The organism is Notoacmeibacter sp. MSK16QG-6 (assembly GCF_024158145.1).
Classification (GTDB): Bacteria; Pseudomonadota; Alphaproteobacteria; order Rhizobiales; family Rhizobiaceae; genus Notoacmeibacter.
The window spans coordinates 226,976-246,669 of the sequence record NZ_JAMYXM010000003.1 but is presented as its reverse complement, the minus strand read 5'-3'; the positions used below and the strand labels follow the sequence as shown (position 1 = coordinate 246,669).

General features: G+C 59.8%; 18 protein-coding genes. 14 read left to right on the top strand and 4 right to left on the bottom strand.

Going from position 1 to position 19,694, the window contains the following annotated elements:
• Positions 1-501 precede the first annotated feature (501 nt).
• The 6 genes from NIM86_RS12270 to NIM86_RS12245 all read left to right on the top strand — a co-directional run bounded on the left by NIM86_RS12270 (position 502) and on the right by NIM86_RS12245 (position 6,762).
• Entirely contained in the window at positions 502-3,849 is a 3,348-nt protein-coding gene (locus NIM86_RS12270) for a helicase-related protein (RefSeq protein ID WP_253382529.1), read from the top strand.
• Positions 3,839-4,204: an RNA-binding S4 domain-containing protein gene (locus tag NIM86_RS12265; protein WP_253382527.1), complete on the top strand. Its 366-nt coding sequence runs from the start codon at positions 3,839-3,841 to the stop codon at positions 4,202-4,204. The genes NIM86_RS12270 and NIM86_RS12265 overlap by 11 nt, the downstream gene beginning before the upstream one ends.
• Before the next feature lie 120 nt (positions 4,205-4,324).
• Positions 4,325-4,663, top strand: coding sequence for a ferredoxin FdxA (fdxA, locus tag NIM86_RS12260; RefSeq protein ID WP_253382525.1), 339 nt, complete (start codon positions 4,325-4,327; stop codon positions 4,661-4,663).
• Between the two features lie 58 nt (positions 4,664-4,721).
• Positions 4,722-4,934 carry a hypothetical protein gene (locus NIM86_RS12255; protein ID WP_253382523.1) on the top strand — a complete coding sequence of 71 codons (213 nt, stop codon included), beginning with the start codon at positions 4,722-4,724 and terminating at the stop codon, positions 4,932-4,934.
• Between the two features lie 80 nt (positions 4,935-5,014).
• Positions 5,015-5,584 (top strand): CarD family transcriptional regulator, encoded by a 570-nt coding sequence (locus NIM86_RS12250; protein ID WP_253382520.1) that lies wholly within the window; start codon positions 5,015-5,017, stop codon positions 5,582-5,584.
• A 290-nt stretch (positions 5,585-5,874) separates the two neighbouring features.
• On the top strand, positions 5,875-6,762 hold the full coding sequence (locus NIM86_RS12245; RefSeq protein WP_371872888.1) for an RNA polymerase factor sigma-32: 888 nt from the start codon (positions 5,875-5,877) through the stop codon (positions 6,760-6,762).
• 66 nt (positions 6,763-6,828) lie between these two features.
• Here NIM86_RS12245 and NIM86_RS12240 read toward each other — a convergent pair whose 3' ends face one another.
• On the bottom strand, positions 6,829-8,247 hold the full coding sequence (locus tag NIM86_RS12240; RefSeq protein ID WP_253382518.1) for a M48 family metalloprotease: 1,419 nt from the start codon (positions 8,245-8,247) through the stop codon (positions 6,829-6,831).
• Between the two features lie 329 nt (positions 8,248-8,576).
• Between NIM86_RS12240 and NIM86_RS12235 the strand changes: the two genes are divergently transcribed.
• Both NIM86_RS12235 and NIM86_RS12230 read left to right on the top strand, forming a co-directional pair.
• Positions 8,577-9,287: a thiamine diphosphokinase gene (locus NIM86_RS12235; RefSeq protein WP_253382517.1), complete on the top strand. Its 711-nt coding sequence runs from the start codon at positions 8,577-8,579 to the stop codon at positions 9,285-9,287.
• A gap of 3 nt (positions 9,288-9,290) precedes the next feature.
• A complete protein-coding gene (locus NIM86_RS12230) occupies positions 9,291-11,108 on the top strand; it encodes an ABC-F family ATP-binding cassette domain-containing protein (RefSeq protein WP_253382515.1) in 1,818 nt (605 codons plus the stop codon).
• Here NIM86_RS12230 and NIM86_RS12225 read toward each other — a convergent pair whose 3' ends face one another.
• Together NIM86_RS12225 and NIM86_RS12220 are read right to left on the bottom strand one after the other, a co-directional pair.
• Positions 11,109-11,465 (bottom strand): cell division protein ZapA, encoded by a 357-nt coding sequence (locus NIM86_RS12225; protein WP_253382513.1) that lies wholly within the window; start codon positions 11,463-11,465, stop codon positions 11,109-11,111.
• Positions 11,466-11,476: 11 nt separating this feature from the next.
• Positions 11,477-11,749, bottom strand: a complete 273-nt coding sequence (locus tag NIM86_RS12220) for a DUF4164 domain-containing protein (RefSeq protein ID WP_253382511.1) — start codon at positions 11,747-11,749, stop codon at positions 11,477-11,479.
• A 210-nt stretch (positions 11,750-11,959) separates the two neighbouring features.
• Here NIM86_RS12220 and NIM86_RS12215 point away from each other — a divergent pair, with 210 nt between their 5' ends.
• The 3 genes from NIM86_RS12215 (at position 11,960) to tkt (ending at position 15,970) form a co-directional block, all read left to right on the top strand.
• Positions 11,960-12,874: a hypothetical protein gene (locus tag NIM86_RS12215; protein ID WP_253382510.1), complete on the top strand. Its 915-nt coding sequence runs from the start codon at positions 11,960-11,962 to the stop codon at positions 12,872-12,874.
• Between the two features lie 3 nt (positions 12,875-12,877).
• Positions 12,878-13,816, top strand: coding sequence for a RimK family alpha-L-glutamate ligase (locus tag NIM86_RS12210; RefSeq protein WP_253382508.1), 939 nt, complete (start codon positions 12,878-12,880; stop codon positions 13,814-13,816).
• 153 nt (positions 13,817-13,969) lie between these two features.
• Positions 13,970-15,970: a transketolase gene (gene tkt / locus NIM86_RS12205; protein ID WP_253382506.1), complete on the top strand. Its 2,001-nt coding sequence runs from the start codon at positions 13,970-13,972 to the stop codon at positions 15,968-15,970.
• A gap of 4 nt (positions 15,971-15,974) precedes the next feature.
• Here tkt and NIM86_RS12200 read toward each other — a convergent pair whose 3' ends face one another.
• A complete protein-coding gene (locus NIM86_RS12200; protein ID WP_253382504.1) occupies positions 15,975-16,460 on the bottom strand; it encodes a hypothetical protein in 486 nt (161 codons plus the stop codon).
• 178 nt (positions 16,461-16,638) lie between these two features.
• Between NIM86_RS12200 and gap the strand changes: the two genes are divergently transcribed.
• The 3 genes from gap (at position 16,639) to pgk (ending at position 19,689) form a co-directional block, all read left to right on the top strand.
• Positions 16,639-17,649 (top strand): type I glyceraldehyde-3-phosphate dehydrogenase, encoded by a 1,011-nt coding sequence (gap, locus tag NIM86_RS12195; protein WP_253382502.1) that lies wholly within the window; start codon positions 16,639-16,641, stop codon positions 17,647-17,649.
• 122 nt (positions 17,650-17,771) lie between these two features.
• Positions 17,772-18,401 (top strand): LysE family transporter, encoded by a 630-nt coding sequence (locus NIM86_RS12190; protein ID WP_253382500.1) that lies wholly within the window; start codon positions 17,772-17,774, stop codon positions 18,399-18,401.
• 91 nt (positions 18,402-18,492) lie between these two features.
• Positions 18,493-19,689, top strand: coding sequence for a phosphoglycerate kinase (pgk, locus tag NIM86_RS12185; protein ID WP_253382498.1), 1,197 nt, complete (start codon positions 18,493-18,495; stop codon positions 19,687-19,689).
• Positions 19,690-19,694: the final 5 nt, after the last annotated feature.

The following is a 19,694-nucleotide window of genomic DNA, read 5'->3' as shown; positions in this document are numbered from 1 at the left end:
ATTTATTGGCGCGTCCGGCGACGGGCGCGCCATTTTTGTGACGAAAGCCGAATGTCGGCCCGTGGCAGAAAAAATTTGTTGTTAAGCAATCGTTAGGATTTTTGACCCGCCGATTCGGCGAATCAGTGTGTTCCGATTCGGCCCCGCTTCGTTCCAGCGCTGTTCTATTTACAAAGAAAAACATAATCTTAGCTTTGGAAGTCGTTAGGGCTTCCTTCGAAATCGTTTATCGTCCTCATCCTCCACGCCGCTCTGTTAACCCTTCGAGCAATTTGGAACACAAATCGCGTTCCGATCAGTCAGCATCTAGCTGCTGAGGCGGTCTCGAACGCACGATCTAGCGGTGAACAAACTGGCAATCCGACGATTCCCGCGATTCGGGCACGGTCCGTTCCTTTCCCGTTCCAACCCTTAACGTGCCAGCGTCCGTTTCTATGTATGAGTCGAGATGGAGAAGGGGCAACGGGCGCATATCGGGCTCGTATGCAATCGAAAGAGGCAATGCGGATCACGCAGAAAAAGCAAAAGCCGAACTCGCCCTTCTCCGGCGCGGGCGTCACGGCGATTCTCGGACCGACCAACACAGGCAAGACCCATCTGGCCATCGATCGCCTTGTCTCCCACCCGTCGGGCATGATCGGTCTGCCGCTGCGGCTTCTGGCGAGAGAAGTCTATGGCCGCGTCTGCGAACGGGTCGGCACCGCCAATGTGGCGCTGATCACGGGTGAGGAGAAGATCGCTCCGCCCGGCGCTCGATACAGCGTTTGCACGGTGGAGGCCCTGCCGCGCCAGACGGATGTTTCGTTTGTCGCAATCGATGAAGTGCAACTCGCCGGCGATCTGGAACGCGGTCATGTCTTCGCCGACCGCATCCTTCACTTGCGGGGCCGGGACGAAACGCTTCTACTTGGCGCGGCGACCATGTCGGGCATTCTGTCCCGCCTTCTGCCGGGGCTGACGATCAACACGCGGCCACGCCTTTCCCAGCTCTACTATGCCGGTTCCAAGAAGATCACACGCCTGCCGCGGCGGACGGCCATCGTCGCCTTTTCCGCCGATCAGGTCTATTCGGTCGCCGAACTGATCCGCCGCCAGCGCGGCGGCGCGGCTGTCGTCCTCGGCGCGCTGTCGCCTCGCACCAGAAACGCCCAGGTCGCGCTCTACCAGAACGGCGATGTCGACTATCTGGTGGCGACCGATGCGATCGGCATGGGGCTCAATCTCGATGTCGATCATGTGGCCTTCGCGCAGAGCTGGAAATTCGATGGTTTTCAGCACCGCGCACTCAATCCGGCGGAACTGGCGCAGATCGCCGGTCGTGCGGGGCGCTACCAGAATGACGGCACCTTCGGCGTTACAGGGTTGCAAGACGCCTTCGATGAAGAGATCGTTCAGCGCATCGAGCGCCATGAGTTTGCGCCGGTCAGAACAATGCAGTGGCGCAGCCGCACTTTCGATTTCTCCTCGATCAAGGGGTTGATGGCTTCGCTTGACATTTCGCCATCGGTCGATGGGCTGACCCGCGCGCTTCCGGCGACCGATGCGCAGGCGCTTGCCTTTCTGGCGAAAGACGAAGAGGTGCGAGGGCTGGCGCAGGGCCGCAACCGTGTATCGCTCCTATGGGATTGTTGCGCGCTGCCCGATTATCGGCGTATCGCGCCGGCACAGCATGCCGACATTATCGGCCAGCTTTTTAACGATCTGGCCAGGAACGGTCATGTCGACGAAGATTACATGGCTGGACAGGTGCGCAGGGCGGACCGGACCGATGGCGATATCGACACGCTTTCGGCGCGGATCGCGCAGATTAGGACCTGGACCTATGTTTCGCATAGAATGGGCTGGCTTCGCGACCCGGTTCACTGGCAGAATGAAACTCGGCGTATCGAGGATCGGTTAAGCGATGCGCTGCATGAGCGGTTGACGAAACGCTTCGTTGATCGCAGGACAAGTGTTCTGATGAGGCGGCTGAGAGAGAATGCCATGCTGGAAGCGGAAATTGGTTCTGCCGGGGAGGTAACGGTAGAGGGCCACACGATCGGAACCCTGAACGGGTTTCGGTTCTCGGCCGACCGTACGGCGGAGGGCGAGGAGGCCAAGGCTATCCGCAGTGCGGCGGAAAAAGCGCTTGCCGACGAGTTCGAGAAGCGGGCCGAACATTTCTCGACCGCGCCCAATAACGATCTGGCCATCGGCTCCGATGGTGTTCTGCGATGGGTCGGCGACCCGGTGGCATCGCTTACATCGGGCGAGGACGTGCTGACGCCGCGGATTGTGCTTCTGGCGGATGAGCAGTTGACCGGGCCGATGCGCGACAAAGTGCAGACGCGCGCCGAGCGTTATTTACGTCATCTCGTCGACGTTCAGTTAAAGCCTCTGCTCGACCTGAAGGCCGGGGAAGGGCTGGACGGCATGGCCAAGGGACTGGCCTATCAGCTTTTCGAGGCGCTCGGCGTAATCGACCGCCGTAAGATCGCCAACGAGGTTCGCGGCCTCGATCAGGACGCGCGGGCGGGTCTTCGCAAGCTCGGCGTGCGCTTCGGGGCCTATCATATTTTTGTGCCGGCGCTTCTGAAGCCGGCGCCGGCGGGCCTTTTAACAACGCTTTGGCAGGTGGCGAACGATGCGCGTGGCGAGCCGGGTGAGGGCGATGTCGTCGCCGCGCTGATGCAGGGGCGTACCTCCTTTCCACTCGATCCGTCATGGCGTGAAGAGTTTTACCGTCTCGGCGGGTTTCGCGTGCTGGGCCAGCGTGCGGTGCGTGTCGACATTCTGGAACGGCTTGCCGATCTCATCCGACCGGCCCTGTCATGGAAGCCTGCCGACGGATCGCCACCAGACGGCGCGGTTGAGGGCCGGGCCTTCTTCGTCACACCTGCCATGATGAGCATTCTCGGTGCGACCTCTGACGATATGGAGGAAATCCTAAAGGGGCTCGGCTATCGCGGGGAAACCAAGCGCGAGGCCGATGTCATGGCCGAAAGGATCAAGTCCGCCGGCGATGTTGTGGTGCCTTCCCCGGAGGTTGCCAATGAGGCCCCTAAGCCTGATCCCGCCGCCGAAGCCAAGGCCTGGATGGCGAAAGCGACGTCGCCTTCCGTCGCCGACACGGACAATGCGCGTGAAGAAGAAGCGAAGCACGCGGGCGAGGTGAACGAGACATTGTCACACGCCCACGCCGCAGCGCAGGTCAATCTCGCTCATCGCAAGAAGCAGCAGAAGAAACCGCACGATCCGCACGCCGTGCTCGGTCAGATCATGGGCGATGTTCCGGGATCGGGCCTCGCCGAAGCGGATCGTCACGCTGAAAAGAAGCCGATCTCGCCAGCCGCCGTCGCGGATATGGAAGGCGATAGGGCGCAGCGGGATGAAGAGGAGCATGTCGGCGAATTGAACGAGACGCTCTGTAGCGCTCATGCCGCCGCGCATATGTCGAAACACGCAAAGCCGGTTGCGCAGAAAAGCGATCCGCATGCGGTGATGGCAGCAACGCATGGTCCGGGCGTCACGGCGGGCATCACCAGCGATGAGTTGGGTGAGAAGGCAGTATCCGCACCGTCCGAGACGCCAGATGCGGAAGCCGAGGAAAAGACGATCACCATCTGGCGGCAAGGCCGAACCGAACGTGGCCCGCGCGGTGGCGGAAAGAATGCGCGCAATGGCGGCGGCGGGCGGGGCGGTCCCAAACGCAAGGGGCAGCCCAATGGACGACCTGCCGGTAAGGAGCAACATGCGTCGAAGAAAGGCGGGGGCAGCGAGCCGAAACGCTACGAATCGCGTCCGCAAAAGGTCGATCCCGATTCCCCGTTCGCCAAGCTTCAGTCACTGAAGGACAAGTTTGGGGACTGAACGATCCGGACTGCGGACCGGCAGAGATTCGCTCCTCAATGAGCGGAGCGCCGGTCAGGAACAGCGACTGGATCGCTGGCTGTTTTTCGCACGTATCAGCAAAAGCCGTACCTTGGCGCAAAAGCTCTGCCAGGCCGGTCATGTCCGGGTCAATCGCAATAAGGCGCAGAGTGGGGCGAAGACGGTCCGTCCGGGCGACGTTCTGACCGTCTCGTTGCCATCGCGTGTCACGGTGTTGAAAATCGTCGCAATCGGCGATCGGCGCGGGCCGGCGAGTGAAGCGCGGACGCTTTATGAGGACGTTCTTGCGGCATCGCCGCCGTCCGATAGCGATTTGGAGCCACCGGCGAAATAATGTTTCGCTTCTCAACCGTTTCGCAGAGACATCTGTGTCTTGAAAGGGCGCACGGGACATTATAGGTCCGGGCCGAGCCTGCCGAGGCTTGCCCGCCGCGTATCCCGAAAGTGGAATGTAATGACCTATCTCGTCACGGATAACTGCATCAAATGCAAATATACCGATTGTGTGGAAGTGTGCCCGGTGGACTGCTTCTACGAGGGCGAGAACATGCTGGTCATTCACCCGGATGAATGCATCGACTGCGGTGTGTGCGAGCCGGAATGCCCAGCCGACGCGATCAAGCCCGATACCGAGCCTGGCCTGGACAAATGGCTCGAGATCAACACCGAATATGCGGAAAAGTGGCCGAATATCACGGTGAAGAAAGACCCGCCTGCCGATGCGGAAAAATTCGACGGCGAAGGTGGCAAACTCGATAAGTATTTCTCGCCGGAACCCGGCGAGGGGGATTGATTGCCAGGCGATAATCCTTTTTCGGGAACTGGACAGCGGTGCGCCGGCAGCGTAAACCATGTCCGAAGATTCCGATATCTTGCGGTATTCGCGCACGCAGCATTTGTTTGCTTTGCGGCGCTTTTTGTGTTACGTTTTTGATGCATGCCGCAACATCAAGCAGTTTTCAGGCGCCTTCTTTGACCATTTGCTGAGTTTCGCAGTCCTGACCGTGCTCGCCGATAAAGCACTGTACGGTCGGGATAATCGCTTCGCTGCGGAAACCGGTTAAAGATATGTTAATCGTCAGGCTGATGTCGGTTTGCGACTTCGAGTCCCCGCGCCGCGGGGCGAATAGGGAGTTTGCCGAGTATGGCCAGTAAAAAACCAGCACAGCGTCAGGGTTACAAGACGGGACAGTTCATTGTTTATCCCGCGCATGGTGTAGGGCAGATCACCGCGATCGAGGAACAGGAAGTGGCCGGCATCAAGCTGGAATTGTTCGTGATCGATTTTCAGAAAGACAAGATGCGGCTGAAAGTACCGGTCGCGAAAGCGGAAGCGGTCGGAATGCGCCGTCTGTCCGAGGGCGACTATGTCGAGCGCGCCCTGAAGGTCGTTCAGGGCAAGGCGCGCGTCAAGCGGACCATGTGGTCGCGCCGCGCTCAGGAATACGATGCGAAGATCAATTCGGGCGACCTGATTTCGATTGCCGAAGTGGTTCGCGATCTTTACCGCGCTGAAAACCAGCCTGAGCAGTCCTATTCGGAACGCCAGCTTTACGAAGCTGCGTTGGATCGTATGGCCCGCGAAATCGCTGCCGTGAACAAGATGAGCGAAACCGAGGCGGTTCATCTCATCGAGCAAAATCTGGCCAAGGGACCGAAGCGCGGCGCCAAGGCCAATGACAGCGAAGCCGATTCCAAGGAAGAAGCTGCCTGAGTCGATAGCGATCAGTATCGCAATTGTATGGAAAACCCGGCCTGGGCCGGGTTTTTTATTGCCCTGTCATAAATACGATTTGGCAAGACCTTGACCGCCGCTGCAACTTCAACGCCTTCTTGTCAAGTCTAAAAACCTAAGAAATTCCGTGGGTTCCGGTCTAAAAAAATTTCGTTAGCCCGGAACTTTTGCCTGCCGAACGGCATTTGGTCTCGTGAGGCTGGATGTGGCGGCGTGAATTCTCCTCTTCGTCTGGTTCGTGAGGCGGCCTTGCCTCAAGGCCGTATTTGATGACGAAAGGGATTGCCATGCGTACCGATAGCGGCCGCTCCTCCATGATCCGGGCAGCAATGAAAGCGCCCTATCTCGAACGGGAGGAAGAACACGAGCTCGCGGTACGATGGAAGGATGACCAGGATCAGGTTGCCCTGCACAAGATCACGACGGCCCATATGCGCCTCGTAATCTCCATGGCATCCAAGTTTCGGAATTTCGGACTTCCCATGAGCGATCTCATCCAAGAGGGCCATGTCGGGCTTCTGGAAGCGGCAGCCCGGTTCGAGCCGGAGCGCGAAGTTCGCTTCTCGACCTACGCCACATGGTGGATCCGCGCTTCTATACAGGATTACATCCTGCGCAACTGGTCCATCGTTCGAGGTGGAACCTCTTCGGCACAGAAATCACTGTTCTTCAATCTTCGCCGCCTCCGCGCCAAATTGAGCCAGGGCGGCGAAATGCTTTCTTCCGCCGTGATGTACAAGGAAATCTCCTCGGCTCTCGGTGTTTCCGAATCCGACGTCGCCCTTATGGATAGCCGGCTCTCGGGTCCGGATTCTTCTCTCAACGCGCCGATGGTCGCCGATAGCGACGGCAGCGCTGATCGTCAGGACTTTCTCGTCAGCGACGATCCTCTTCCCGACGAGGTGGTCGGAACCAGTATTGACGAGAGCCGCCGCACCGACTGGCTCCGCACTGCTCTATCGGTTCTGAACGAACGCGAATTGCGGATCATCAATGAGCGCCGCCTCTGCGACGATGGCGCGACGCTCGAAGCGCTCGGCGATAAGCTCGGCATTTCCAAGGAGCGTGTTCGCCAGATCGAAAGTCGCGCCATGGAAAAGCTGCGCGGCGCGCTTATGAAAGATCATCCCGAAATCGTCGATCACGCCACGGCCTGATCGATCTTCGGATTCGCCTGGCTTCGCCAGTGGCACAGTTTGCCCGGCCGTAGAGGCCGGGTTTTTTTATTCGACAACCAGTTTGAATTTCTGCCCGGCTTTGATTGCATCCCTGGCATCGAGTCCGTTCAGTACGAGAAAGAGTTGTTCCTTGCGCTCGATCGGCGCCATCTGAGCGGCAAGGCTTTTCACGGTATCGCCAGACCCGGCGGTGACGATCTTGATTCGTAAGGGCTTCAGCCCGGCGCGCTCCGATTTAGACAGAACGCGGAATGACCGCGCCGTCTCTTCGGCCAGCGATGGAAGTTCTTCCGTGCCAAGAGGCGCAGCGGTGAGCAGGCGATAGACATTGTCGCCGACCCGATAGACCGAGATGGCAAACTGCCAGCCATCGGCCGCGGCCTTGGCGCGCGCATAGGGCAAACCGTTGACGCTACCGGCCTCGACTGAATTGGGGTCTAGACCGCCGATCCAGCCGCTTGCCAGATAATCGGTCAGGGGGATACTGCGCGCCACGCGCACACCGTCGAACCGGATGGCCATATCGTTCGGTCCGGCCGCCGTCACCGCCTCTGCCGAATTGTCGATCACAAAGTCCTTTGGAACCCGGAAGCCGATGCCGACCCGAGGATGCAGGAAGTCGCGCCCGCGAATAAAGCCTTCGGCGGCTGTGTCGCCATAAACCATGCCATCGATGCCGGCGAGATAGGCGTCGCGTGCGCGGGTGCCGACACCAGGTCCGCCCTGTTGCCGGGCCAGACGCTGGGCGATCTCCATGCGGCGTTCGCTGGTCGGGTGGCTTGCCAGAAAATCCAGCTCCGGCTTTGCACCGGTGACCGAACGGAAGCGCGTATAGGCGCTGAGCGCTCTTAAGAACCGAACGGCTGCGTAGGGGTCGAAACCTGCGGCTGCGGTGGCGCGGATGCCGATTGCGTCGGCCGCCAGTTCCTGACCGCGTGAGAACTGCGCCAGCCGTAACTGGCCCCTGATTGCAGCAGCGCGGGCGGCGTTGGAGCTGCCGAGCAGGTCTTCGGCCACTTTTGTCGCAACTGTTTCCGCACGCTCCATCTTCTGCCGTTCGATACCGTGATTGGCCGTCACATGCGCCATCTCATGGGCGATGACCGTCGCCAGCTCCGCCGAATCGCTGGCAAGGGCCAGCAGTCCCCGTGTGATGTAGAGATATCCGCCGGGTAGCGCGAAGGCGTTGATCGAGGGCGAATCCAGAACCGCAATATTGTAGATCTGCGTGTTGTTGTCGCCAGCGGTGGTCAATTCGCCGACGATCCGGGCAACGGTACGCTCAAGTTTCGGGTCGTTATACTCGCCGCCATAGGAGGCAACGATCTTCGGATGCTGTTCGGCGGCAAGGCGCCGCAATCGATCGTTCCCGGCGACGTTGTCGACCGTAACGGGCTTGGAGGACGGGCCCAGGATGGCTTCGCCGCGTGTCTGGCTGGACGTGTCGACGATACTGTCCGTCACTGCGGCGCAACCTGACAGGGCGAACCCGGCTAAAGCAGCAAAACCCAGCGAGCGGAGGCGAGTTATCCCGCTCTTGCGGGGTGTGGTGAAATTCGGGCGGCGTATCAAGAGTGGAATACCTGGTCTGATCCCGATCGTTTGCATGATCCCTGCCCTTGGCCGGCTGCGAAAGCAAGGCCGGCTGCGTGTTGGCGTAATTCAGGATTATGGCTCCTTCCGGGCGACGGCATGACGCCGCCCGCCACATGACTATGGCTGGCGAAAGATGAAGGAAATGGTTAGAGCGGGCCGCTGGAATTCAGGTCGATGACGGATAAGAAGGACACACCATGACCCGCTACGCGCTATTTCTGGGGGGTGACATGGACGCGACGCCCCGTCTGATGAGCCAGATCGCGGGCCTGTCCGTCATTGCCGCCGATAGCGGAATGGCGCACGCCGAAAGGCTTGGCGTTACGCCCGAACTGTGGGTCGGCGATTTCGACAGCGTGTCGCCCGGCGATATCGAGCGGTTCGGCGAGGTCGAAATACAACGTCACCCAGTCGACAAGGACATGACCGACGGCGATCTGGCCTTTCGCGAAGCGATTCGGCGCGGCGCACGCTCCCTTCTGGTGGTAGGCGCGTTCGGCGGGCCGCGTCTCGACCATGCCATGCAGATCACTATGGCCGCCATCGGACTTCATGAAGCCGGGATCGATACGGTGCTGACCGATGGTCGGCAGGAAGGATATCCCCTTCGCATCGGCGAAGAGAACCGTTTCGAGTTTTCGGAGGGCACGCTCTTTTCGATCCTCGTCTTTTCCGATCTGAAGGATCTATCGGTGAGTGGTGCGCGCTGGCCGCTGGCCGAAGAAACGATTCCGTTTGGCTCATCTCGAACACTCTCAAATGTCGCGGAAGGGCCGCTTACGATCACGCTGTCTGCCGGGCGTGGACTGCTGCTGGTGACGCAGGATGTATTCGAGCCAGCCATGACGGACCGTGCGGTAGCCGGAATGATCGCCGATGCCGTGGAATCCGATGAGGACGCGGACTGATCGATGGCGCCACCTCTTCTGACGCTCGACGATATTTTCCTGACGTTCGGCGGTGCGCCGCTGTTCGAGGGCGCTTCGCTTTCCATCGGTCAGGGCGAAAAGATCGCGCTCATCGGCCGGAATGGATCGGGCAAATCCACACTCCTTAAAATCGCTGCCGGTCAGACGGAGCCGATGGACGGCGAGATTTTTCGCCAGCCCGGCGCGACGCTGCGCTATCTGCCGCAGGTCCCGGATTTCGAGGGATTTGAAACAGTTGAAGCTTATGTTGAGGCCGGGCTCGGCCCGGCAGACGATCATTGGCGGGTTCTCTATCTCATCGAACATCTCGGTCTGAAGCCCTCAGCGGCCCCCACCACACTTTCCGGTGGCGAGGCGCGCCGCGCGGCGCTGGCGCGATTGATGGCGCCGGAGCCGGATATTCTGCTGCTGGACGAGCCGACCAACCATCTCGATCTGGCGACGATCGAATGGCTGGAAGAAGAGTTGGCGCGCAGCCGCTCGGCCCTCGTCACCATCAGCCATGACCGGCGCTTTCTGGAAAATGTGACCGATAAAGTGATCTGGCTCGACCGCGGCAAGACCCGTCGGCTCGAAGAGGGCTTTGCCAAATTCGAAGACTGGCGCGACAAGCTGCTGGAAGAAGAGGAACTCGCCCATCACAAGCTCGGTCGCAAGATCGAGCGCGAGCAACACTGGATCGTCCATGGCGTATCGGGTCGGCGCAAGCGTAATATGCGTCGTGTCGACGAACTGGCCGAACTGCGCCGCCAATATCGCGAGCGGCGCGGCCCGCAGGGCAATGCCACGATTGTTGCCAGCGAGGCCGACGCGAGCGGCAAGCTCATTATCGAGGCAAAGGGGCTCGCGAAGAGTTATGGCGGGCGGCCAATCGTCCGTGATTTTTCGATCCGCGTTCTGCGCGGCGACCGGATTGGCCTTGTCGGACCGAATGGCGCCGGCAAGACGACGCTTCTGAAATTGCTGATTGGCGACCTCGCCGCCGATGAGGGAACGCTACGACACGGCACCAATCTGGAGGTCGCGACGCTGGATCAGCGCCGCGCCGCGCTCGATCCCGATATGGGTCTTGCCGACTGGCTGACCGGCGGGAGAGGGGACCAACTCGTTATCAACGATCAGCCGCGACACGTCATCTCCTATATGAAGGACTTTCTGTTTTCGCCCGAGCAGGCGCGGACGCCTATTCGCGAATTATCGGGCGGCGAGAAGGCCCGGCTGCTTCTGGCGCGAACGCTGGCGCAGCCGGCCAATCTGCTGGTGCTCGACGAGCCGACCAACGATCTCGATATGGAAACGCTGGATCTGCTGCAGGAACTGGTGGCGAACTTTGCAGGTACGGTCATACTGGTCAGCCATGACCGCGACTTTCTCGACCGCACGGTGACAAGCACGCTGGTGCCGGAAGGCGACGGGCGCTGGACCAATTATGCGGGCGGCTATTCGGACATGCTGGCGCAGCGCGGCAGCCGGCCCTTCAGGGCGATTGGCGAGGCCGCCGAAAGCAAATCCGTTTCCCGCCCGGTTCCGACTCCTCCGAAATCCGAGACGAAAAAGAAAGCCGCCAAGCTCTCCTACAAACAGCAATTCCGCTTGGAAAAGCTGCCCGGCGAGATGGAAGCGCTGAACGCCGAGATCGAAAAGGGCGAAGCGAAACTGGCCGAGCCTGACTTCTTCAGCCGCGACCCGCAGGGCTTCAATGCGCTCGCAAAGGAGATCGAAGCCGCGAAGGGCAAGCTCACCGCTGCCGAGGAGGAATGGCTGGAGCTGGAAATGCTGAAGGAGGAACTGGAGGGTTAGTCAGCCATCCAGCTTTTTGGCGATCGTCTGCACGCGTTCGGCCAGCTTCGTAATGTCGCCGGCAATGACGCCGCCCGCTTCTCGCGCCTTCTTTTCGGCGCTGTCGCGCTGGTCCTTCAAGGTTTCGATCTCGGCTTCCAGCTTGTCGAGCCGGGCTTTGGTGTCGGACAGTTCGTCCATAACCATGATGCCGGCCATGACCGACAGACGGTGATCGCCGATCTCGCCAAAACTGCCCTTCAGATGCCGGATATAACCGTCGAGCTGTTCTGCGAGGCCCAGAAGGTGTTTTTCCTGTCCCTCATCGCAGGCCATGCGATAGGTCTTTTCATCGATGGTGACGGAGACTTGCGCCATTCATTCCTGTCCTAGCGGTCGACAACGGCGCGGATCGTCTCCATGGCGGCGACGAGACGGTTGGAGACTTCTCGATTGGCGTCCGCCAGCCGTTCGGCCCGGCCTTCGCTTTCGTCCAAAAGGCTGGCGAGGCGGGAGCGGTCTGTGTTCAGTCGCTGCACTTCCTCCTGAGCGCCGACGAAATCCTGCTCATGTTCAAGCCGGGCATCGACCGCGTTTTCCAGCGTGCCGATGGCCTCGGCCAGATGCTTGATCGCCTGGCGAAAATCGCTCTCCTGCGTCATTATGTCCCACCGAACGAACAAGACTGCCCACGAATCAACGGGGCTTTTCCGCCTATTAGAAAGCGCAGCTTATGGGCCGCTTTAAGGACGGGTCAACGCGCCACGCCACGCCATCCACCGGTGATCGCAGCATTGCCGGCGCTGCCGGCCATTGACCGACCGGTCCATTCGGTTAGTTTGACTGCCGGGGGTGACGCTAGGGGAGTTTTCATGGCCAAGGCTCGAATCTACAAAGTCGTCGACGTCGCTATCTCGACGCCTTCCGAAAAGACCGACCACACGATCATTCAGGCATCCGGGTTTCCCGCGACCTCCGGCTGGCGCGATATCAAATTACGGCCGCTCGAAGATGAATTGAGTGCGGACAGCATTCTCGATCTGGAGTTTGTCGGCACGCCGCCAGACGATCCGGCATTACAGGTGATCCCGCAATTTCCTGTTTCTGCGACCTTTCAGTGGGATGGTGCGGACGGCAAGCTCGTCGGTGTGCGGATTGTTTCGCGCAGCAACGAGCTTACGCGCCTAATGCGCCCCCTCCAGCGCTCAGCACGGATGTCGGTCATGCCACAGCCCGGCGGCGCCGGCGATGCTGATACGCTTCCGCCGATCACGTTCGAGGAAGGCGAGGAAGCACCGACCCTCGGCGAAGACTACCCAACCGACCCCAAAGAAGACCTTCCGACGCTGGACGAGGGCGAGGAGCCGCCCACATTTGGAGAAGATCAGCCGACCTTTCGCGAGGAAGGGCCGAGCTACGGCATCGAGGAAATTCCCACAGCCTCTGAAGACGGCCCGACCTTTTTCGAGGATCCGCCGACATTCGGTGAGGAAGCGCCGACATTCAGGGAGCAGGACCCCACCCAATGGGAAAACCTGCCGACGATTTTTCCGGGTGAAACCGACAAGCACTGGATCACCGACAACCCGCCGGGACCGCTGCCGCCCACCACGACATATTGGGAAACGCATCCCCAGCCGCCCTATCCCTGGCCTGGGCCCTTCAATCCGGGGCCGTTCGAGCCGACCAATCCGCAGAATGCGAAGGGCCGATGGGTTTACCGGAACGGCCGCTGGTACTGGGTCGCGACGGCCCAAAAGGGAAAAACGCCGTTTGGCAGACGCTAAGCCTTGGAAGACCGTAATTTGCTTCTGATTGCCGGCGGCCGCAACGATGTCAGCCTGATCCGCCTCTACGAAGAGGCCAGATCGGCTGGCGTCGACGTTGCCTATCTGGATTACACCCAGCCTGGCATAGGCGTCACATACGACCCCTCAACGGCGCGTCTGGTCGTAGACGGTCGGACGGTCAATGCGTCGGCCGTCTTTTTCCGCATGGAATATTTCCAGCATGGCCGCTCCCGCAGCCGGGAGTTTCTGGAGATGTCTCACGCTTTCTATTCGGTGGTGGAAGGCTGGACCATCGCCAACCCGCATATCCGAAGCTTTGCCAAGGGTCAGACCCGTCTCTGCGCGCTTAACAAGCCGCTCGGCCTGACATTGGCCAAGAAACACGGCCTGACGATTCCAAGGACCGTCATTTCCAATGAGGCGGAGGCTTTGAGTTCTTTGCTTCAGCCCGATGCGGGTATCGCAAAGCCCGTCAACGGCGGCGACTATGTCCTCAAGGGCGAGAAGGCCGCCTCCGCGACATCGTGGCGGAAGGGCAAAGCGCCTCAGCCGGCCATCGTTCAACAGCGTCTGGTCTATCCGGAATACCGCATCTATGTAATCGGCGAGCAATCCTGCACATTCGAGGTCCGATCGACCGATCTGGACTACCGTCAGCGGCCGAATTACACCTTACGGCACGTACCCGACGGCCCGCCGGACCCGACGATCATTCCCAAATTGCGACGCGTTGCAGATGAATTCGGTCTGGCCTTTTCCGCATCCGACCTGAAGACCAATCCACAGACCGGGCAGATCGAGTTCCTGGAGATCAACAGCATGCCGATGTTCGCCGCTTACGACAAAGCATCCGGCGGCGCATTGAACAGGGCGATTCTCAGCGAATTGAAGGTTCTGCGCAAAGCGGCAGTCGACGAAACAGACCTTGCGAATAGATGACCTTTATCGCCACGATCACGCGGCCTGAACGGCCGACAGCAGGGTTTTATTGACTCCCGGTAGTCACCTGTTATGTGGAGCACCCTTCAATAACGGCCTTTCCCGAGTGGCAAGATTGTTACCAGTTGCCGCTCCCAAATATGGAAGTTGAACATGACCCAGTCGGAAAAACACGAACGGATGGCCAATGCGATCCGCTTCCTTTCCATGGATGCGGTAGAACAGGCCAATTCCGGCCATCCCGGTTTACCGATGGGCGCGGCGGACATTGCGACCGTCCTGTTTTCACGCTTTCTGAAACACGATCCGAAAAACCCGGACTGGCCCGACCGAGACCGTTTCGTATTGTCCGCTGGCCATGGCTCGATGCTGCTTTATTCGCTGCTCTACCTGACCGGTTACGAAGATATCACGCTGGACGAGATCAAGAACTTTCGCCAGTTCGGCAGCAAGACCGCCGGCCATCCGGAATACGGCCACGCCGCCGGGATCGAGACTACCACCGGCCCGCTCGGGCAGGGCATCACCAACGCGGTCGGCATGGCGCTGGCCGAACGGCTTCTGAATGCCCGCTATGGCGACGAACTGGTCGACCATTACACCTATACGATTGCCGGCGATGGCTGCCTGATGGAAGGCATCAGCCAGGAAGCAATCGCCTTTGCCGGTCATCTTCAGCTCAACAAGCTGATCGTTTTCTGGGACAATAACGGCATCACCATCGATGGATCGGTCGATCTGTCCGATTCCACCGATCAGCGGGCGCGGTTCGAAGCATCCGGCTGGGCGACGCTGGAAGTGGACGGACACGATGCCGAAGCCATCGCCGAAGCCATCGAAAAAGCGCGCGGAAACGACAAGCCGACCATGATTGCCTGCAAGACCGAAATCGGTCGCGGCGCGCCGACCAAGGTCGGCACGAATAAGGTCCATGGCAGCCCGCTCGGCGCGGATGAGATCACCGCGACGCGCAAGGCGTTGGACTGGCCGCATGAGAGCTTCGATATACCGAGCGAAATTCTCGACGATTGGCGGCTCGCGGGCCTTCGTTCCACCAAGGCGAGAACGGCCTGGGAAGACCGGCTGCAGAATGCCGATCCGGAGTTGAAGGCTGCTTTCGAAAGGGCCATGCGAGGCGATCTGCCCGGCGCGCTGGAGACGGCGATTGCCGACTATAAAAAGACGCTGACGCAGGACAAACCGAAGGTCGCGACACGCAAGGCTTCCGAGATGGCGCTGGAAGTCATCAACGGTGCTGTGCCGGAGACCATCGGTGGATCCGCCGATCTGACCGGCTCGAACAATACCAAGACCAGCCAGACAAAGCCGGTTTCGGCGGAGGACTTCTCCGGCCGCTATATCTACTACGGCATTCGCGAACACGGCATGGCCGCCGCCATGAATGGCATCGCCCTTCATGGCGGCCTCATTCCCTATGGCGCGACCTTCATGGTCTTTACCGATTATTGCCGCCCGGCGATGCGCCTGTCGTCCCTGATGGGCCTGCGCGTCATTTATGTCATGACCCACGATTCCATCGGTCTCGGCGAGGACGGTCCGACCCATCAGCCAGTCGAACATCTGGCGGCCCTGAGGGCCATTCCGAACCACTACATCTTCCGTCCGGCGGATGCCTGCGAAACGATGGAATGCTGGCAACTGGCATTGGAAAGCCGCGATACCCCTTCGACGCTGGCCTTGACGCGGCAGGGTCTGCCGACCGTGCGTCACGAATTCGAAGAAGAGAATATGTGCCGCTACGGCGCTTATGAGCTGGAAACCGCTTCCGCCCAGCCGGATGTGACCATCTTCGCCACGGGCTCCGAAGTGGAGCTGGCGCTGGAAGCTCGGGAAACTCTTGAAGCCAAGGGCCACCCGACGCGTGTCGTTTCCGTGCCCTGCTTCGAACTTTTCGAGCAACAGAGTGAAGCCTATAAGGCCGCCATTCGTGGCAATTCGAAGGTCCGCGTCGGTGTCGAAGCGGCGCTTCGACAAGGCTGGGATCTGTTTCTCGACCGCGACGATCCGTTCGTCGGTATGAAGGGGTTCGGCGCCTCGGCTCCGGCCGATGAATTGTTCGAGCATTTCGGTATCACGGCAGAAGCGATTGTCAGTGCGGCCGAAAAACGTCTGGCGGCGCTAGATCGCGGGTAGAGGGCTATTCGATTGATGGCGGTAGAGTGAGATAGGGGGAGAGTTCTGTTCGAAGTCTCTCTTTATCGAGCTCATCTGCAAACCATTTCAGCTTTTCGGTGACTTCAATTTGCCGCTGTTGTCGGCTCGGATCATCTCGGCCGGTGTTTTCGAGTTCACGCCGTGCCTGATCATACTCAAAGGCTCTGTTCATAATTTCTTTCACATGTTTCTGCGCTTTTCCCGGTAGAATATATCGGTGATTTTTGGGTTGATGATAGAGTTTTGCCGCTATATCGAATCCCGGTTGGTCCTTCGTCGCGATTTCAGCGATGCATTTTTCGACCGCTATCAGAAATTCTAATCTTCTGTCATGTAGCGCTAGAATATAATTCGCATTTGCAATTTTTTGAGCATTTGAATTTTGCTTCCACTGGACGCACACTGCCACGATGGCGAAAACCGCGATCACAATAGTAGCGAACGCATTTATGATCTCTAGATAGCTCATTTTCGCCTCATCCTTCTACCTTGACCGCTAGGTTAGCGGAGAAGGTTTGTCTCTGCGATAATGCGCGGGGTGGATTCTTCCTCGCGGCAGGATTATGAGCGGGGCGAACCGAATTCAGGGGCGCGCGCTGCTATATATACGGCGGCTCGCGGCCCGCCTTCCGCAGGAGAAATCGCTTATGACGCTTCGTATCGCCATCAATGGCTTCGGCCGCATCGGCCGCAATGTGGTTCGCGCCATTTATGAGAGCGGCCGCACCGATGTGGATATAGTGGCCATCAACGATCTCGGCCCGGTCGAGACCAATGCCCATCTGATGCGGTTCGACAGCGTGCATGGCGCGTTTCCGAAGGCGGTCGAGGTCGATGGCGACACGATCAAGATCGAAGGCGGCGACAGCTTCAAGGTGCTTTCCGAGCGCGACCCGAAGGCGCTCCCTTGGGGCGAGTTGGACATCGATGTGGTGATGGAATGCACGGGCATCTTCACCGCCAAGGAGAAGGCGTCCATGCATCTGGATGCCGGCGCCAAGCGCGTGCTGGTCTCCGCACCGGCCTCGGGCGCCGACAAGACCATCGTCTACGGCGTCAACCACGACACGCTGACCAAGGACGATCTGGTCGTCTCCAACGCGTCCTGCACGACCAACTGCCTGTCGCCGGTCGCCAAGGTGCTGAACGATGTCATCGGCATCGAAAAGGGCATGATGACGACGATCCACTCCTATACGGGCGACCAGCCGACGCTGGACACGATGCACAAGGATCTCTACCGCGCCCGCGCCGCGGCGATGAGCATGATCCCGACCTCGACCGGCGCGGCCAAGGCGGTCGGCCTGGTTCTGCCGGAACTGAACGGCAAGCTCGACGGCTTTGCCATGCGGGTGCCGACGCCGAATGTCTCGGTGGTGGACCTGAAGTTCATCGCCGGCAAATCGACCAGCGTCGATGAGATCAACGATGCGATCCGCAATGCGGCCAATGGCGATCTGAAGGGCGTTCTGTCGTTCACCGATGCGCCGAATGTCTCCATCGACTTCAACCACAATCCGCATTCGTCGATCTTCCATATGGACCAGACCAAGGTGATGGACGGTACGTTCTGCTCGATCCTTTCCTGGTACGACAATGAATGGGGCTTCTCCAACCGCATGGCCGATACAGCCGTCGCAATGGGCAAGCTGATCTGAGACAATAGTCAGCAAAACGTCATTCCGGGGCTCGTCCCCGGAATCCAGCCTGTCGGGGGAAAAGTTTCTGGATACCGGGAACAAGTCCCGGTATGACGATGCCCCGATCAGCGAGAATCATCATGACCGGCATCCTTACTGTTTTTCTTCTAACGCTGCTGGCGGCCATATTGCCGGGGCCGGATTTCGCGGTCGTCTCACGCAATGCGCTGATGAGCGGGCGTCGCGCCGGTATCATGACGGCAGCAGGGATCGGGCTGGCGCTTCTCATTCATGCCGGCTACGCCATTGCAGGCGTGGGCGTCGCCGTCAGCCAGTCGATCGTCCTTTTCAATGTTCTGAAATGGATCGGCGCGGCATATCTGGTCTTTCTCGGCCTTTCCATGATCCGTAACGCAAGCGTGGCCCGCGGAACATTGGTCGACGCGGATGCCGGACTTGAGCCAATGGCGCCATGGAAGGCGCTGCGATGGGGCTTTCTGACCAATGTCACAAATGTAAAGGCGACCTTCTTTACCCTTTCCATCTATACGCAGGTGGCAACGCCGGAAACGCCGCTGGGGCTGCAATTGGCTTTCGGTGCGACGACAGCAATCACGGCGTTCCTCTGGTTCACCGTCGTCTCCCTCTTTTTCGCTCGCCCTTCGGTGCGCCGTGCCTTCCTGGCGCTTCGCGTTTGGATGGAGCGGGTGTTCGGCGTCGTTATCGCCGGCTTTGGCGTGACGCTCGCCTTTGCCCGCCAGCCGGGTTGAGGCGACAGGCTGTTCGCCCGCTCCCTCATCTGGACGTTGCCGCTGCGGCCCTTTATGCGAAAGCCGGAAACGAACCAGAGGTGTTGCCAAAATGAGCTTCAAGACGCTTGACGACCTGACCGAACTGGCTGGCAAACGCGCGCTTGTGCGCGTCGATATTAATGTGCCGATGCAGGATGGACGGGTGACCGACGCTACACGCATCGAACGCGTCGCGCCGACCATTGAGGAGTTGTCCGGCAAGGGCGCCAAGGTGATCCTGCTCGCCCATTTCGGTCGTCCCAAGGGAAAGGTCGTTGCCGAAATGAGCCTCAAGCCGGTCGCCGCCGCCGTAGAGGAGGTGCTCGACCATCGTGTGCATTTCGCGACGCTCGACGAAGCCGAAGCCGCTATCTCGAAAATGGCCGACGGCGATGTGCTGCTCCTGGAAAATACTCGATTCGAGCCTGGCGAAGAAAAGAACGATTCGGACCTCGCCAGCCGCTATGCGAGCCTAGGCGATCTCTACGTCAATGACGCATTCTCGGCTGCCCACCGCGCCCACGCCTCAACCGAAGGTCTGGCGCACAAATTGCCTGCCTATGCCGGGCGAACGATGCAGACCGAGCTGGAAGCGCTGCAGAAAGGGCTTGGCGATCCGAAACGCCCGGTTGTCGCGATCGTTGGTGGCGCGAAGGTCTCCACCAAAATCGACCTGCTGACGAATCTTGTGAAGAAGGTGGACGCAGTCGTCGTCGGCGGCGGCATGGCGAATACCTTTCTGGCGGCCAACGGCACCGATGTTCAGGCGTCTCTGTGCGAAGCCGAACTTGGGCAGACCGCCCGCGAGATCGAGGCGGAAGCCGAGAAGGCCGGCTGCTCTGTCGTTCTACCGGTCGATGCTGTGGTCGCTGGCGAATTCAAGGCGGGTGCGCCGAGTGACACCGTCGCGGTCGACGCCGTGCCGGAAGGTCAGATGATTCTCGATGCCGGGCCGCAAAGCGTCGAGAAAGTAAAAAGCTGGATCGAACAGGCCAACACGCTGATCTGGAACGGCCCGCTTGGCGCGTTCGAAATAGAGCCCTTCGATGCGGCGACGGTCGCGGCAGCCCGCTATGCGGCCGAGAGAACCCGGGCCGGTGAATTGATTTCGGTCGCCGGTGGCGGCGATACCGTGGCGGCCCTCAATCATGCTGGCGTTGCGGGCGATTTCACTTATGTTTCGACAGCCGGCGGCGCTTTTCTGGAATGGATGGAAGGCAAGACCCTGCCGGGTGTCAAAGCTCTGGAAGATGGCGGGAAAGGCTGAGAAAA

Bases quoted from the DNA above. Each gene is read 5' to 3' on its own strand.
- NIM86_RS12230 (WP_253382515.1), top strand. From the start codon at position 9,291: ATGGCGCCACCTCTTCTGACGCTCGACGATATTTTCCTGACGTTCGGC.
- NIM86_RS12215 (WP_253382510.1), top strand. From the start codon at position 11,960: ATGGCCAAGGCTCGAATCTACAAAGTCGTCGACGTCGCTATCTCGACG.
- NIM86_RS12270 (WP_253382529.1), top strand. From the start codon at position 502: ATGCGGATCACGCAGAAAAAGCAAAAGCCGAACTCGCCCTTCTCCGGC.
- NIM86_RS12220 (WP_253382511.1), bottom strand. From the start codon at position 11,749: ATGACGCAGGAGAGCGATTTTCGCCAGGCGATCAAGCATCTGGCCGAG.
- NIM86_RS12255 (WP_253382523.1), top strand. From the start codon at position 4,722: ATGTCCGAAGATTCCGATATCTTGCGGTATTCGCGCACGCAGCATTTG.
- gap (WP_253382502.1), top strand. From the start codon at position 16,639: ATGACGCTTCGTATCGCCATCAATGGCTTCGGCCGCATCGGCCGCAAT.
- fdxA (WP_253382525.1), top strand. From the start codon at position 4,325: ATGACCTATCTCGTCACGGATAACTGCATCAAATGCAAATATACCGAT.
- NIM86_RS12190 (WP_253382500.1), top strand. From the start codon at position 17,772: ATGACCGGCATCCTTACTGTTTTTCTTCTAACGCTGCTGGCGGCCATA.
- NIM86_RS12250 (WP_253382520.1), top strand. From the start codon at position 5,015: ATGGCCAGTAAAAAACCAGCACAGCGTCAGGGTTACAAGACGGGACAG.
- tkt (WP_253382506.1), top strand. From the start codon at position 13,970: ATGACCCAGTCGGAAAAACACGAACGGATGGCCAATGCGATCCGCTTC.
- NIM86_RS12200 (WP_253382504.1), bottom strand. From the start codon at position 16,460: ATGAGCTATCTAGAGATCATAAATGCGTTCGCTACTATTGTGATCGCG.
- NIM86_RS12245 (WP_371872888.1), top strand. From the start codon at position 5,875: ATGACGAAAGGGATTGCCATGCGTACCGATAGCGGCCGCTCCTCCATG.
- NIM86_RS12235 (WP_253382517.1), top strand. From the start codon at position 8,577: ATGACCCGCTACGCGCTATTTCTGGGGGGTGACATGGACGCGACGCCC.
- NIM86_RS12225 (WP_253382513.1), bottom strand. From the start codon at position 11,465: ATGGCGCAAGTCTCCGTCACCATCGATGAAAAGACCTATCGCATGGCC.
- pgk (WP_253382498.1), top strand. From the start codon at position 18,493: ATGAGCTTCAAGACGCTTGACGACCTGACCGAACTGGCTGGCAAACGC.